At 65.7% G+C, this 14172-nt stretch carries 11 protein-coding genes; 6 read left to right on the top strand and 5 right to left on the bottom strand.

From position 1 onward, the window contains the following. Positions 1-10: 10 nt before the first annotated feature. Complete coding sequence (locus tag FFS18_RS00435) at positions 11-2743, bottom strand: ATP-dependent DNA helicase (RefSeq protein ID WP_137869298.1); 2733 nt, start codon at positions 2741-2743, stop codon at positions 11-13. 121 nt (positions 2744-2864) lie between these two features. On the opposite strand from FFS18_RS00435, the gene FFS18_RS00430 reads away from it, so the two are divergent. Further along, positions 2865-3299: a hypothetical protein gene (locus tag FFS18_RS00430; protein WP_137869297.1), complete on the top strand. Its 435-nt coding sequence runs from the start codon at positions 2865-2867 to the stop codon at positions 3297-3299. Between the two features lie 15 nt (positions 3300-3314). Here the strand turns inward: FFS18_RS00430 and FFS18_RS00425 are convergent, their stop codons facing one another. Continuing rightward, complete coding sequence (locus FFS18_RS00425; protein WP_120216731.1) at positions 3315-3683, bottom strand: PilZ domain-containing protein; 369 nt, start codon at positions 3681-3683, stop codon at positions 3315-3317. 156 nt (positions 3684-3839) lie between these two features. On the opposite strand from FFS18_RS00425, the gene FFS18_RS00420 reads away from it, so the two are divergent. The 4 genes from FFS18_RS00420 (at position 3840) to FFS18_RS00405 (ending at position 7496) form a co-directional block, all read left to right on the top strand. Next, positions 3840-4826: an NAD(P)-dependent alcohol dehydrogenase gene (locus FFS18_RS00420; RefSeq protein WP_137869296.1), complete on the top strand. Its 987-nt coding sequence runs from the start codon at positions 3840-3842 to the stop codon at positions 4824-4826. A 78-nt stretch (positions 4827-4904) separates the two neighbouring features. Continuing rightward, the gene (locus tag FFS18_RS00415; protein WP_137869515.1) at positions 4905-6491 is read left to right on the top strand and encodes a lysine--tRNA ligase; all 1587 of its coding nucleotides are present in this window, start codon (positions 4905-4907) and stop codon (positions 6489-6491) included. 43 nt (positions 6492-6534) lie between these two features. Further along, positions 6535-7020 (top strand): DUF3291 domain-containing protein, encoded by a 486-nt coding sequence (locus FFS18_RS00410; protein WP_137869295.1) that lies wholly within the window; start codon positions 6535-6537, stop codon positions 7018-7020. Next, complete coding sequence (locus tag FFS18_RS00405; RefSeq protein WP_120216728.1) at positions 7017-7496, top strand: asparaginase domain-containing protein; 480 nt, start codon at positions 7017-7019, stop codon at positions 7494-7496. Before FFS18_RS00410 ends, FFS18_RS00405 begins: the two co-directional genes overlap by 4 nt. Positions 7497-7682: 186 nt before the next feature. On the opposite strand, the gene FFS18_RS00400 is transcribed toward FFS18_RS00405, so the two are convergent. Beyond that, entirely contained in the window at positions 7683-8714 is a 1032-nt protein-coding gene (locus FFS18_RS00400) for a fatty acid desaturase family protein (protein WP_137869294.1), read from the bottom strand. A gap of 189 nt (positions 8715-8903) precedes the next feature. Here FFS18_RS00400 and FFS18_RS00395 point away from each other — a divergent pair, with 189 nt between their 5' ends. Continuing rightward, entirely contained in the window at positions 8904-11501 is a 2598-nt protein-coding gene (locus FFS18_RS00395) for an EAL domain-containing protein (protein WP_249340234.1), read from the top strand. 33 nt (positions 11502-11534) lie between these two features. Here the strand turns inward: FFS18_RS00395 and FFS18_RS00390 are convergent, their stop codons facing one another. After that, entirely contained in the window at positions 11535-12806 is a 1272-nt protein-coding gene (locus tag FFS18_RS00390; RefSeq protein WP_137869292.1) for a metal-dependent hydrolase family protein, read from the bottom strand. Positions 12807-13144: 338 nt separating this feature from the next. Continuing rightward, positions 13145-14101 (bottom strand): RcnB family protein, encoded by a 957-nt coding sequence (locus tag FFS18_RS00385; protein ID WP_137869291.1) that lies wholly within the window; start codon positions 14099-14101, stop codon positions 13145-13147. Positions 14102-14172: the final 71 nt, after the last annotated feature.

Here is a 14172-nt window from a genome sequence, read left to right as displayed (position 1 = left end):
TGCCGCAAACTTATGACGGTGAAAAGGCTGGAAAGGCGGTTTTTCGCCTTTCGACGTTCGCCGCGGCGACATGATTGACTGCCTCGTCGAGCGGCAGGCGGCGGATCGGGGTGCCTTCGGGAAAGGCGCTGAGCAGCCTCGACGGGAAGCTGGGCGAGAGCATGACGAACTGGCCGAAATCGTCGGCGCGGCGGATCAGGCGGCCGAACGCCTGCCCGATGCGCCCGCGAATGACCATGTCGTCATAGGCGTTGCCGCCCTGCGCCGCGCGCCGCGCCGCGTGCAATATCGTCGGGCGCGGCCAGGGCACCCCCTCCATGATTACCTGCCGCAGCGATTCTCCCGGTACATCGACCCCGTCGCGCAGCGCATCGGTACCGAGCAGCGAGGCGTGTGGATCGGCGCGGAAGATATCGACGAGGGTACCAGTGTCGAGCGGATCGACATGCTGGGCATAGAGCGGCAGGCCTGCGCGCGCGAGGCGGTCGGCGATGCGCGCGTGGACGATGCGCAGCCGCCGGATCGCGCTGAACAGCCCCAGCGCGCCGCCGCCCGATGCCTCAATGAGCCGACTATACGCGCCGGCGAGCGCGGGCAGGTCGCCGCGCGCGAGGTCGGTGACGATGATGATTTCCGACTGGCGCGCGTAATCGAACGGGCTGGGGACCGCGAAATGCCGAACGCTGCCGTCCATGTGGCGCGCGCCGGTGCGGATGTCGGCCTCGGTCCAGCCCTGCGCGCCATGGCCGCTGCGCAACGTCGCCGAAGTGACCAACACACCTTGGGCGGGACGATAGACGATATCGGCGATCGGGCGCGCGGGGTCGAGCCAGTGACGGTGCAGCCCGCAATCGAACTCGCGCCCGTCGTAGCGATCGATCGCCAGCCAGTCGACGAAGTCGGGGTCGGCGGGGCCGCCGACGCGTCCGAGCAGTGACAGCCAGCTGCCGAGCGTGTCGACGCGCGTGCCGAGACTGTGGCGCGCGCCGTCAACCCTTGCCCGGGCTTGTCCGTCGAGCCAGTCGGGCGGGTCTTCGATCAGGGCTTCGAGCCGCTTGCCGAGTGCCAGCAGCGGGCGGAGCAAAGCCTCGACCGCGTCGCTCGCTCCGGCAGCGGCGGCGACCAGCGCCGCGTCGGGATCGGCCAGCTCGGTTTCGAGGCCATAGCCCGCATCGGCGGTGCGGGTATCGACCGCACGCGCATAAACCTGCCCGCGCACCGCGGCGAGCAGCCGCTCGATCGCGCCCCACGGATCATTCTCGGACAATCGTCCAAGCCAGCCATCGCCGGGCAGTTCGGCGGCGGCAGCAATCGCCGCCTGAATCGCGCGCTCGCCCGCTTCGTCATAGCTCGCGACATCAGCGAGCCGCGCCGCCAGCCCGCGCCGCCGCCCGCGCGACTTGCCCTCTGGCCCCAGCACCCAGCGGCGGATTTCGACCGCTTCCTGCCCGGTGAGCGCCGCGGCGAACATGCTGTCGGCGGCGTCCCACAGATGATGGCCTTCGTCGAAGATCAGCCGCGTCGCGGGCGCGCCGCCGTCGCGCGGGCGGGCGGCCTGCACCATCGTCAGCGCATGGTTGGCGATGACGATGTCGGCCTGCGTCGCGGCGCGCGCCGAGCGTTCGATGAAGCATTTGCGGAAATGCGGGCAGCCGGCATAGATGCATTCGCCCCGCCGGTCGGTCAGCGCGGTGGTGCCGTTGCGGCGGAACAATGCGGGCAGCCAACCGGGCAAATCGCCGCCGACCATGTCGCCGTCGCGCGTGTAGGCGGCCCAGCGCGCGACGAGCTGCGCGAGGATCGCGGCGCGGCCCGAAAAGCCGCCCTGCAAGGCGTCCTCTAGATTGAGCAGGCAGAGGTAGTTTTCGCGGCCCTTGCGCACGACGACTTTTTCGCGGTGCGTCGCGGCATCGGGATACAGCCGCTCGGTCTCACGCGACAATTGGCGTTGCAGCGCCTTGGTAAAGGTCGAGATGCAGACGCTGCCCGCCGACTGGTCGATCCACTGTTTGGCGGGGGCGAGATAGCCCAATGTCTTGCCGATCCCGGTTCCTGCCTCGGCGACCAGCATCTGCGGCGCGTCTTTGCGCTCGCGCGGTTCGAAGATCGCGGCGGTCGCGCGCGCATACTCTTGCTGCCCCGGCCGCCGTTCGGCGCCGTCGCCGGTCAGGCGGTCAAGCCGCGCGGTAACATCGTCGGGGTTGACGCGGACCTGCCGCGGCGCGGCGCGCGGCGGCGCCTCCTCCCACTCGGGCAGGCGCGCGAACAGCCAGCGTTCATTGGCGTCGGGCGCCGTCGGCCGTGGCTGGACGAGCGGCGCCCACGGCCAGCACTGGCGGGCGAGCGCCTGCATGCCGTGCCACGCGCCCTCGCGTTCGGGCCAGGCGGGGTCGTCGATCCCGGCAAGCATGGCTGCGGTTGCCTGCGGCAGAAAGGCGGCGATGTCTTCCTCGGTCTTTGGCGGGGTGATGCCAATCGTCGCCGCGATTCCCGCCGGGGTCGGCACGGCAAAGCGCGCGGGATAAAGGAACGCGAAAAGTTCGAGCAGGTCGAGCCCCGACAGCTCGGGATAGCCCAGTCGGTCGCCGGTCAGCGTCGCATTGAGCAGCAGGTGCGGGGTCGCGGCCACCGCCGCAATCGCCTCACCGCGCCCGACCCGCTGCACGCGCCCGTGCGTATCGGCGATCCAGATGCCGACGTGACTCGCGTGGATTGCGGGGAGGGAGAGAGGATCGGATGCCACCGTGCCAGCCTAGGGACAAAAGGCGAACGCGGCAAGGCGGGTGGTGGCGCCCGCCCGCTTTCTTCTTGCGATCGGGCGGAAAAGATCGATGCTTGGTCGCGGAGCAGGAAAGGATGTCGGGATGAGCGAAGAAAGCGCGATCGGTGCGGTAGTCGACGAGATGTATGCGATGATCTCCGGGCCGAAGGGGCCGCGCGACTGGTCGCGGCAGGCGAATTGCTTTCACCCCGACGCGCGGCAGATCCGGACATGGGTCGATGCCGATGGACGCGCGACCTTTCGCAGCATGGGGCTGGCCGATTATGCGCGCGACACGACGCCCTTTTTTGCCGCCAATGATTTTTTCGAGATCGAGATCGGGCGGCGGATCGATGTGATGGGCAATATCGCCCATGTCTGGAGCGCCTATGAAGCGCGCACCGCGCTCGACGATGCGGCGCCCGAGCGCCGCGGGATCAATTCGATCCAGCTGTTCAAAGATCCCGATCTTGGCTGGCGGATCATGGCGATGATCTGGGACAATGAGCGCGAGGGCGTGGCGATCGCGCGCTTTTGACGCCTATTCCGGCGATCAGTTGAGGCCGCGGCGTCCGAACGTGACCGGCCGACTGCTCTGGAATATCTGCGCGGGTTCGATCAACATGGCATTTCGCGCGCGATTCAACGCGTTATAGAGCGGACCGTGGGTCAGTTCATAGGGGAAGCGCACCCCCATGCGATCGACTTCGGACCACATGACGACGGCATAAGTGACCTGGCCGCCATAATGGATCTCGCAGCGCGAGCGCGCCGGCATGCTGGCACCGTCGATCCGCGCGCCGCCTTCGGACAGGTCGGTGATCTGGCCTTCGACGAAGTTGAGAACGCCATTGACCGTCACATCGAGCGCGACGGGCGTGCGGGTCTGGCGGCGGGGCTGCGGGATGCGGGGCGTGTCCATGGCATGATGCTAAGCCAAAGATGGTAAACAATCCGGTAATGATAGTCCGGCAATGCTGACCCGCGACGACGATGCCCCGGTACATGGCCGCGGCTGGCGCGGCGCGCCGAAACGGGCAGAAGGGCGCCGCCCCCTCCCCAAGGTCAGGATTCGCTGATGAAAGCCGTTGTCTGCCCCCGCTATGGTGGTCCCGAGGTGCTTGAGTTTCGCGACGTGCCGACACCCGAACCCGGGGCGGGCGAGGTGCGCGTCAAAGTGATGGCGACGTCGGTGACGTCGGGCGACAGCCGCCTGCGCGCCGCGCGGTTTCCGGCGGGTATGGCCATGCTGGCGCGGCCGTTCCTGGGCTTTCGCGGGCCGCGCCAGCCGATTTTGGGGACCGAAATCGCCGGGATCGTCGATGCCGTCGGCGCTGGGGTCACCCGCTACCGCGCTGGCGATGCGGTGATGGCCTTTCCGGGCGGCAAGATGGGATGCCATGCCGAATATCGCTGTGTCCCGGAAAACGGGCCGATTACTCCCAAACCCGAAACCGTCAGTTTTGCCGAGGCCGCAACGCTGAGTTTTGGCGGAGCCACCGCGCTGCATTTCCTTGAAGTTGCGGCGGTAGTGGCCGGCGACCGGCTTTTGGTCATCGGTGCATCGGGCGCGGTGGGGTCGGCGCTGGTTCAGCTCGCGTCCCACCGCGGTGCGCATATCACCGGCGTCTGTAGCGCGCGCAACGCCGATCTGGTTCGCGATCTCGGCGCGGCGGCGGTGATCGATTATGAAACGACCGATTTTCGCAGCGATGCAGAGGCTTATGACGTCATTTTTGAAACGGTTGGCAGCATCGTGACGCGCGAGGCGCTGCCCTTGCTGCGTCCCGGCGGCCGTTTCGTCGCGATCGCCGCGGGGTTGCCCGACATGCTGGCGACGATCGGGGGACCGGGCCGCAAAGGGCGGCGGGTGATCGCAGGACCCGCAACCGAAAAGCCCGAATATGTTCAGCAATTGGCCGACCTCGCCGCATCCGGGGTGCTGCGTCCGCTGATCGACAAAAGCTATGCGTTCGACGAGATTGCGGCGGCGCATGCCTATGTCGACACCGGGCGCAAGCGCGGGTCGGTGGCGGTGCTGCTCGATCCGGCGGCGCGCGACTAGCCCGGTCCGGTGCATCGCGCTTGCAAAAACGCGCAAAAAGGGGAAAGGGCGGAGCCCCCGCCACACAAGTACCGGAAGATAGTCGTGACCGATTTTCGTGCTGCCGCCCTCGCGTCCAAGGCCTGGCCTTTTGAGGAAGCGCGCAAGCTGGTCAAACGCTATCCCGACGGCAAGCCGGGCGGTGCGCCGATACTGTTCGAAACGGGCTACGGTCCTTCGGGCCTCCCGCACATCGGCACCTTCAACGAAGTGCTGCGCACGACGATGGTGCGCCGCGCCTATGAGGAAATGACCGGCGCGCCGACGCGGCTCGTCGCGTTCAGCGACGACATGGACGGGCTGCGCAAGGTTCCCGACAATGTCCCGAACGGCGACATGCTGCGCGAATATCTGGGCAAGCCGCTCACCGCCATTCCCGATCCGTTCGGCAAGTATGAGAGTTTCGCCCATCATAACAATGCGATGCTGCGCGAGTTTCTCGACCGGTTTGGCTTTGAATATGAGTTTGTGAGCTCGACCGAACGCTACACGTCGGGCGCCTTCGACGACGCGCTCAAGAACGTCCTACGTCATAATCAGGACATTCTCGACATCATGCTGCCGACGCTCCGCGCCGAGCGCGCTGCGACCTATTCGCCGATCCTGCCAGTCAGCCCCAAGTCGGGCATCGTGCTGCAGGTGCCGGTGACCGTGGTCGATGCCGATGCGGGCCTCGTGTCGTTCGAGGATGAGGGCGAGACGATCACGCACAGCATCCTCGGCGGCGGGGCGAAGCTGCAGTGGAAGGTCGACTGGGCGATGCGTTGGGTCGCGCTGGGCGTCGATTATGAAATGTACGGCAAGGATCTGACCGACAGCGGCGTGCAGTCGGGCAAGATCGCCAAGGCGCTCGGCGGCCGCAAGCCCGAGGGGCTGATCTACGAGATGTTCCTCGACGAAAAGGGCGAGAAGATTTCGAAGTCGAAGGGCAACGGCCTCAGCCTCGAACAATGGCTCACCTATGGTAGCGAGGAAAGCTTGGCGTTTTTCGCCTATCGCGAGCCCAAGGCGGCAAAGCAGCTGCATATCGGCGTGATCCCGAAGGCGGTCGATGAATATCTGCAGATGCGCGGCAATTACGCGGCGCAGGATGCCGACAAGAAGCTCGGCAATCCGGTGCATCATGTTCATGTCGCGCGCGGGCAGGATGTGCCGACGACCGAATTGCCGGTAACCTTCGGGCTGCTCCTCAACCTCGTCGGGGTGATGGGTGCCGACGCGTCGAAGGAGCAGATCTGGCGCTATCTTGGCCAATATGTCGACGGCGCGGACGCCGCGACCTGGCCCGAGCTCGACCGGCTGATCGACAACGCGATGGCGTATAACCGCGATTATGTCGCGCCGACGCTCAAGCGCCGCAAGCCGCAGGACGGCGAGCGCGCCGCGCTGAAGGAACTCGACGCGAAGCTCGCGGCGCTGCCCGCCGACGCTAGCGCCGACGACATCCAGAATATTGTTTACGAGATCGGCAAGAACGAGTCCTATGGCTTTGAAAATCTGCGCGATTGGTTCAAGGCGCTGTACGAAACTTTGCTCGGGTCGAGCGCCGGGCCGCGGATGGGCAGCTTTATCGCGCTGTTCGGGATCGACAACAGTCGGCGCCTGATCGCCGAGGCGCTGGCGTAAACTTTGTCGGTTGGATGCGAACGGGAATTATTGGGAGGACTGCATGGCGGCTTATGAGTTGGCGCAGATCAATATCGCGCGTTTTCGCCTGCCCGCTGATCATGTCGCCAACCGCGATTTCATGGACGCGCTCGATGCGGTGAACGCGATTGCCGAGGCAAGCGACGGCTTTGTCTGGCGGCTGGTCGGTGATGGCAATGACGCGACCGACGTTGCCGTGACCGACGATCCGCACGTCATCGCCAACATGTCGGTTTGGCGCGACGTCGATGCGCTGGCGGCGTTCGTTTATCGCGCACCCGAACATCTGGCGATCATGCGTCGGCGCAAGGAGTGGTTCGATCACATCGATGTGTTTCAGGCGCTGTGGTGGGTTCCCGCCGGGCATCGGCCCACCGTGGCCGAAGGCATGGCGCGGATCGACAGTCTCGCCGCCAACGGCCCGACGCCAACCGCTTTCTCATTCAAACAGCCCTTCGCCGCGCCCGACGGCACCCCGGCGTCGCCGGTGCAGGACGAATGCGCATGATCGAAATTTTCACCACCGGCGGGACGATCGACAAGGTCTATTTTGACGCGCTGTCCGAATTCCAGATCGGGCCGACGGCGATCCCCGATTTGCTGCGCGAGAATAATGTCCATGTCCCGCACCGCGTGACGCAGTTGATGCGCAAGGACAGCCTGGAACTGGACGACGCCGACCGTGCCGCGATCCGCGCGGCGGTCGAGAATAGCGAGGCTTCGCACATCCTGGTCACCCATGGCACCGATACCATGGTCGTCACCGGCCGGATGCTGGCGGGCATCGCGGGCAAGACGATCGTGATGACCGGCGCGATGCAGCCGGCATCGGTGCGCGCCAGCGACGCCGAATTCAACGTCGGCTTTGCCTTGGCCGCGGCGCAGATTTTGCCGCCGGGGGTCTATATCGCGATGAACGGGATGATCTTTGACCCGGCGACAACGGTGAAGGATCGGGCGGGGGCGCGGTTCGTCGCGCAATAGCCGCTTTTCTCCCCCTTGATGGGGGAGGCAGCGAGACTTGCCAGCTTGCTGGCTTAGTCGCAGCGGCGGGGGTGGGCTCTCGGCCGAGATGACGCCATATGGATGCACCATCACCCCCATCCAACTTCGCCTATGCCGCTACGCGGCCAAGGCTGCGTATCCTTCCCCCATCAAGGGGGAAGGGGGTCACGCCTTCGCCGTCACCTGCCGCAGCACCGCGGCGTAACCGGGTGCGATCGTCATCGCTTCATGGCGCCCGGCGCGCCCCAGCATCGCGTGAACCTGTGCCAGCCGATAGCAGGGCACCCCCATGAACAGATGGTGTTCCGCGTGATAATTCACCCAATATGGCGCGACCGTCGTGCGCGCGAGCCAGCCGGAGTGCGTGGTGCGGGCATGGGTGAAGGGATCGTCGCTACCGGTGGCCGTACAGGCATGTTCGGCGATATTGCGGATGCGCAGGTAAAGCTGGAAGGTCGTCGCCAGCCCCGCGAGCCAGAGCAGGTAGGGCGTCCAGCCGTAGAGCGCGAGCGACGCCGCGAGCAGCACCGCCTGGACAAGCAGGAAGCGCCCGACCGCGCGCGCCACCGCCATCGCGCCCGCAACATCGACCGTCGGTGACGTCACGCCGTCATCCGATTGCTTGTTGAACGGTGTCCCGGCGGTGGTGCTGGCGCGGCCCTTTTCGGCGGTTTCGCCGCGCAGCATCGCCTTCAGCCCGATAAGCGCGAAGCCGAATTGTGCGATGCGCTGCTTGAAAAAGGTCTGGCCGGTCAGGTCGCGCACTATCTTGCGGCCCAGACTGGCGCGGGTGGTGGGGAAGGGCTTCGACAGCGCCAGGTCGGGATCTTCGGCCTGTTGGGTGAATTTGTGGTGCTGAAGATGATAGGTCCGATAGGCGATGAGGTCGGACCCGATCGCGGCGCCGGTCAGCCATTGGCCCAGGAAATTGTTGGTCTTGCGCACCGGGTGCAACAGGCCGTGCGCCGCGTCGTGCATCAATATCGCGAGGCCAAGCTGGCGCCCGCCGACGAAGACGATCGCGGCCAGCCACGCCAGCGGATTGTGCGACCATGCGGCCAGCCCCACCAGCGCGATGCTGACGATCCATGCATGGGCAACCAGCCAGATTCCGCGCCAGCGCGACGCGGTGGTGATCGCCGCCCATTGGTTGCGGTCGAAAAAACGGTCGGGCGGGAGCAGGCGGACGGCGGGCATGCGGCTCTATAACAAGTTGCGATGCGAAACGGAATAGCATCCATTTTGGCACAGTAACGGGGTTAACGAGCGGCCCGCGGTAAGGAATTGGCAACCCCTATCCGGCCACTGCACCGGACGGACCAGACGAGCAGGACAAGCGGGACATTGGGGGATCGGCGTAGCATCATCCGGCCAACGGTCGGCGACGTGACGACGGGCGAATCGATCTTTGATTCACCCGAATTCGTCACGCGACTGCTGCGCGTCGCCCAGCTGTGGCATTATGTCCTCATCGGCCGGGTTCTGGCGTTTTTCACCTTTGCATTTGTGCCGGGGGTCGCCGGGTTTCTGGATCAGCCGCTGCAATGGCTGGTCATGGCGGTGGGACTGTTTTTCGACCTGGTGTTGACGGTGGTCGGCCAGATGATGCGGCGCCCGAGCCCCGCGCTGCAACAAAGATTGCGGGGGCTGGTGGCGGCGAGCATGGCGCTGATCCTGCTGGGCAGTTTGCTCAACGCCGCCGCGATGTTCGCCGCGGTCGCGATATCCGACGGTCGCCACAGCTTTGACGCCTTCACCGCGATTCAGATCGGGTCCCTGCTCGTCGCGGCATCGGCGGCCGCGATTGCACGTCCTGCCTTTTTCGCCTTTGCCGGTGCGACCGCGCTGGGGGGCGCAATGGGTATCGCGTCGTGGCCCTTTGCGATGGCGGGCTGTGTCTTTCTCGCCCTGCTGATCGTGATGATGCGCGAAGATATTCGCCACCAGCGTCGGGCAACGCGCGAGGCGCGATTGTCGGTCAGCGACCAGCAACGGGCGCTCAACCTGATGCGCGATTTCGAACGCGCCGGACGCGGCTGGTTCTGGGAAACCGACCGTCATGGCCAGTTGGTCTATATCTCGGCGACGATCGCGGCGCGGCTGGGGCGTCCGGTGTCGGAACTGCTCGGCCAGCCGTTCACCGACATCATCCGCAAACGCATCGGCAACGACGAAAATGAGGAGCGCACGCTGGGCTTCAGCCTGTCGTCGCGCACCCCGTTCAAGGAATTGACGGTGCAGGCGGCGGTTGCGGGCGAAGAACGCTGGTGGTCGATCTCGGGCCAGCCGATCAGCAACGAACTTGGCAATTTCCAGGGGTTTCGCGGCAGCGGCACCGACCTGACCGACAAGAAACGGTCGGAGCGCGAGATCAACCAGCTTGCACGTTACGACACGCTCACCGGGCTCGCGAACCGGCCGCACATCACCGACCTGCTCGAACGCGCGTTGAAGAGCCATATCGGCCAGCCGCAGCCGTGCGCGCTGCTGCTGATGGATCTCGACCGGTTCAAGGCGGTCAACGACACGCTCGGCCATCCGGTCGGCGACCAGTTGCTGCAACAGGTCGCGGGACGATTGACCCAGATCGTCGGCGACAAGGGGCAGGTCGGGCGGCTTGGCGGCGACGAGTTCCAGATCGTCGTGCCGCAGCTGAGCCAGCCCGAAAAACTGGCCGGGATCGCCAATGCGATTATCCTGAGCCTCGCCAAGCCCTTTTCAATCGAGGGCGAGCAGGTCCGTATCGGCTGTTCGGTCGGCATCGCGGTGTCGGAGGGGCAAGGGGTTTCGGCGTCGGCGCTGGTCCGCAATGCCGACCTCGCACTTTATGCCGCCAAGGATGCCGGGCGCGGCGTCTATCGTTTCTATGCCGACGCGATGCATAATCAGGCGAGCGAGCGAAAGGCGATCGAGGACGCGCTGCGCGACGCGCTGGTCAAGGACGAGCTGCGGTTGTTGTATCAGCCGATCGTCGACGTCAGCAGCGAGCGGATCACCGGCTTTGAAGCGCTGATCCGCTGGCACCACGCGCGCGACGGGATGATCAGCCCGTCGAAATTCATTCCGATCGCCGAGGAATCGAACCTGATCGTGCCGATCGGCGAATGGATCATCCGCACCGCCTGCGCGAGCATCGCTCTGCTCGGTCCGGGGTACCGCGTCGCGGTCAACGTGTCGCCGCGCCAGTTCGCCAACGAGAAATTGCCCGCGACGATCCTGAGCGCGGTGTCGGCGGCGGGGATTCGCCCCGAACAGCTCGAGCTGGAAATTACCGAGGGCGTGTTCCTCGACGAGAGTCCCGAAAATCTGGCGATGTTCCAGAAATTGAAGCGTACCGGCGTGCGGCTGGCGCTCGACGATTTCGGCACCGGCTATTCGGCGCTCGGCTATTTGAAGAAGGCGCCGTTCGACAAGATCAAGATCGACCAGAGCTTTGTCCTGGGCGCCGCCGACCCCAGCAGCATGAACGGCGCGATCATTTCGTCGATCGTCGGGCTCGCCACCGCACTCAAGATGGAAACGACCGCCGAGGGGGTCGAGACGCATGACGATCTGGCGCTGATCCGCGGGCTGGGGTGCAGCCACGTCCAGGGCTATATCTACGGGCGCCCGATGGATCTGGCCGAGGTTCTCGCGCTGCTGCGCGATGGCGGCGGGCGGGTCGAAGCGCAGGGCTATAAATGCGCGCGCGAGCCGCGGACCACGATCTTTCGGACGATCCAGGTCGCGAGCGGCGGGCATCAATATGAAGCGATCGTCCGCAACATGTCGCCGCGCGGCGCGCTGGTCGAGGGATTGTGGAATGTGCCGCCGGGCACGCCGCTGACGCTGGAGTTCGGCGCCGATCAGGCATTCGATGCCGAGGCGCGCTGGTCGGCGGGCAATCGCGTCGGAGTCAAATTCGCGGAGGCGATCGATCTGGACGCACTGCTGGGGCCGAAAACGGGGGTAGCGGCGCGCGGGCGGGTGCGGCGGGCTGCTTAAACACCCTGCGCCGGGATGACGATCTATGGCAAATCAATCCGCAACCCGCCCGCGCACCATCACCCAGTCGACCTTTTCCAGCGCCGTGACATCGGCAAGCGGGTCACCGCTGACCGCGATCATGTCCGCCGACAGGCCGGGTGCGATGCGGCCGATCTCGCCCTCCATCGACAACGCCTTGGCGGCGACGGTGGTCGCGCTCGCGAGCGCCTCGCGCGGGGTCAGACCCGCCTTGACCAGCAGCGCAAATTCGCCGCCGTTGCGGCCATGTTCGAACACCCCGGCGTCGGTGCCAAAGGCGACGGGGACGCCCATCGCCTTGGCGCGCGTTACGGCCTTGCCGACGCTGCCCAGCGTCATGCGGACCTTTTCCTCGACCGTCGCGGTATAAACACCCTTGCCGAGCCGCTCGCGGATTCCCTCGAACGCCATCAGGGTCGGGACCAGATAAGTGCCCTTCGCCTTCATCACCTTCAGCGCCGCATCATCGGCAAAGGTGCCATGATCGATCGTGTCGATCCCGGCCGCCGCCGCCGCCTCGATCCCGCGCGCGCCATGGGCGTGCGCCATGACTTTCAGTCCCAGCGAGTGGGCGGTGTCGGCAATGCTTTGTAACTCGGGGCTCGTGAAATGCCCCTCCAGCCCGCGCCCCTGCTGCGACAGCACGCCGCCGGTTGCGGTAATCTTGATGATGTCGGCGCCCGCGCGTGATGCCTTGCGGACCTTTTCGGCGCATTCGAGCGCGCCGGTGCAGGTATAGCCCTGATCGAGCACATCATGAACGTCTTCGCGAAAGCCGGTGATGTCGCCATGCCCGCCGATGATCGACAGCGCCGGACCGGCGGCGATGATCCGCGGCCCGGTGATGAAGCCCGCGGCGGTGCCGCGGCGCAGCGAGTAAGCGGTGTATTGCGCCGATCCCGCCTCGCGCACCGTGGTGAACCCGGCGCGCAGCGTGATGCCGGCGTTCTTCACCCCGACGACGACGCCCCATTCGTTGGGCTCGACCGCTGCGCTGCGGAAATCTTCGCCGGGGTCGCCGGTCAGGTGGACGTGCAGGTCGATGAGCCCGGGAAGCAGCGTCTTGTCGCCCAGATCGACGACGGTCGCATCGGCGGGCGGGGCGCTCCGGCCTGTGGTGATCGACGTGATGCGGTCATCGGTGATGACGATCGTCGATGGTCCTTGCGCAGGCTTGTCGGCATCGGTGATGACGCGCCCGGCATAGATGACCGTGGTCTTGGCGTTCGCCGCGGTGCCAAGCAGCGCCAGCGTGAGCGCCGCAAGCATTCCGTATTTTCGCATGAAGATTCCCCTGTCCTGATCCGGCATCGTGACGCGTCGGGCCGTGGACGGCAAGGGGAAAGGGTGGGTGAACCGGTCGGGCCAGCCGTAGATCGACGGGCGCGGATATGGGGTGGTTTTAAGCCATTCCCCTCCCTTCCAGGGAGGGGTTAGGGGTGGGTACGAGCGAAGCGAGCCGAGGCAGAATGCCGCCTTCGGCGGCTACCCACCCCCAAGCCCCTCCCTAAAAGGGAGGGGAGAAGACACGTCCGCAATCGGGCGGACGCGACGCGCTACGCATAAAAAGAGGGGCCGAGTGGGTCGGCCCCTCAAGTTTGTCTTCGGGTAATCGAAAGGACTTACCAGAAGAAATCGTAGATCACGTCGACGACCTGGCCGTTGTACGTATCGACGAGGATCGCGTCGTTGTAATAACGGATCCAGCGATAGCCATCGTATGCCGGCGGCAGGCGGTAATACCAGGGATCGTTGATCCAGTAGCGGCTGCCATAGAATAGCGAACCCAGGCTGAACCCGATGCTGAACCGCGTGTAGCGGTGGTTGCGGTACGGCGAATAATAGGCCGGCAGGCGGTAGTGGCTGCGATAGCGCTGGCGATGGTCGCGCCAGTTGTAGCGGCGATCGTCGCGCCACGAGCGGTTCCAGTTGTTCCGGCGATTGTCGTAGCGACGATCGACGCGGTCGTTGTTGTTGCGATCGTAGCGCCGGTCGATCTGGCCGTCGCGATTGCGGTCGTAACGCCGGTCGCGCTGGTCGATGCGATTGTTGTTGTTGCGATCCCAGCGGCGATCAAGGTCGCCGTCGCGATTGCGGTCGTAACGGCGATCGACACGATTGTTGTCGTTGCGATCGTAACGCTGATCGACCTGACCGTTGCGATTGCGATCCCAACGGCGGTCAAGGCGCCCGTCGTTGTTCCGGTCATAGGCGCCGCCCTGGCGCACCTCGCGCTGTCCGTCTGCACGCTGCTGCTGCCACTGCTGGCGTTGCGCCTGTCGCTGGGGATCATTGGCGCGCTGTTGCTGACGCGCCTCGCTGCGCTGCTGGCGTATCTCGCTGCGTTGCACACGCTCGGCGCGCGGCTGCTGGCTCTGCTGGCGCTGGACGCGCGCTTCGCCGCCGCCGTTACCGCGGCGCACTTCGGGCCCGCGCGGTCCACGGTCGCCGCGGTTGCCACGCTCGCCGTCGCCGCGCTGAGCCAATTGCATGCGCTCGCCTGACGCCTGCGCGGCAGCCGGGGCAATGGGGGTCAGGATCGTCGCAGCGATCAGCAACCCTCCGAACATCTTTTTCATCTCGCCATTCTCCAACTCATGTCCCGATTGCTGGAGAGGCCAGCCGGGATGATGAATTATGTGTTACCGGC

The sequence above is a fragment of the Sphingopyxis sp. 2PD genome (assembly GCF_005503695.1).
In the GTDB taxonomy this organism is placed as follows: Bacteria; Pseudomonadota; Alphaproteobacteria; order Sphingomonadales; family Sphingomonadaceae; genus Sphingopyxis.
The sequence above is the reverse complement of the archived record's forward strand: the minus strand, read 5'-3'. Positions and strand labels throughout refer to the sequence as shown.

Bases quoted from the DNA above. Each gene is read 5' to 3' on its own strand.
- FFS18_RS00430 (WP_137869297.1), top strand. From the start codon at position 2,865: ATGAGCGAAGAAAGCGCGATCGGTGCGGTAGTCGACGAGATGTATGCG.
- FFS18_RS00425 (WP_120216731.1), bottom strand. From the start codon at position 3,683: ATGGACACGCCCCGCATCCCGCAGCCCCGCCGCCAGACCCGCACGCCC.
- FFS18_RS00420 (WP_137869296.1), top strand. From the start codon at position 3,840: ATGAAAGCCGTTGTCTGCCCCCGCTATGGTGGTCCCGAGGTGCTTGAG.
- FFS18_RS00410 (WP_137869295.1), top strand. From the start codon at position 6,535: ATGGCGGCTTATGAGTTGGCGCAGATCAATATCGCGCGTTTTCGCCTG.
- FFS18_RS00405 (WP_120216728.1), top strand. From the start codon at position 7,017: ATGATCGAAATTTTCACCACCGGCGGGACGATCGACAAGGTCTATTTT.
- FFS18_RS00400 (WP_137869294.1), bottom strand. From the start codon at position 8,714: ATGCCCGCCGTCCGCCTGCTCCCGCCCGACCGTTTTTTCGACCGCAAC.
- FFS18_RS00390 (WP_137869292.1), bottom strand. From the start codon at position 12,806: ATGCGAAAATACGGAATGCTTGCGGCGCTCACGCTGGCGCTGCTTGGC.
- FFS18_RS00385 (WP_137869291.1), bottom strand. From the start codon at position 14,101: ATGAAAAAGATGTTCGGAGGGTTGCTGATCGCTGCGACGATCCTGACC.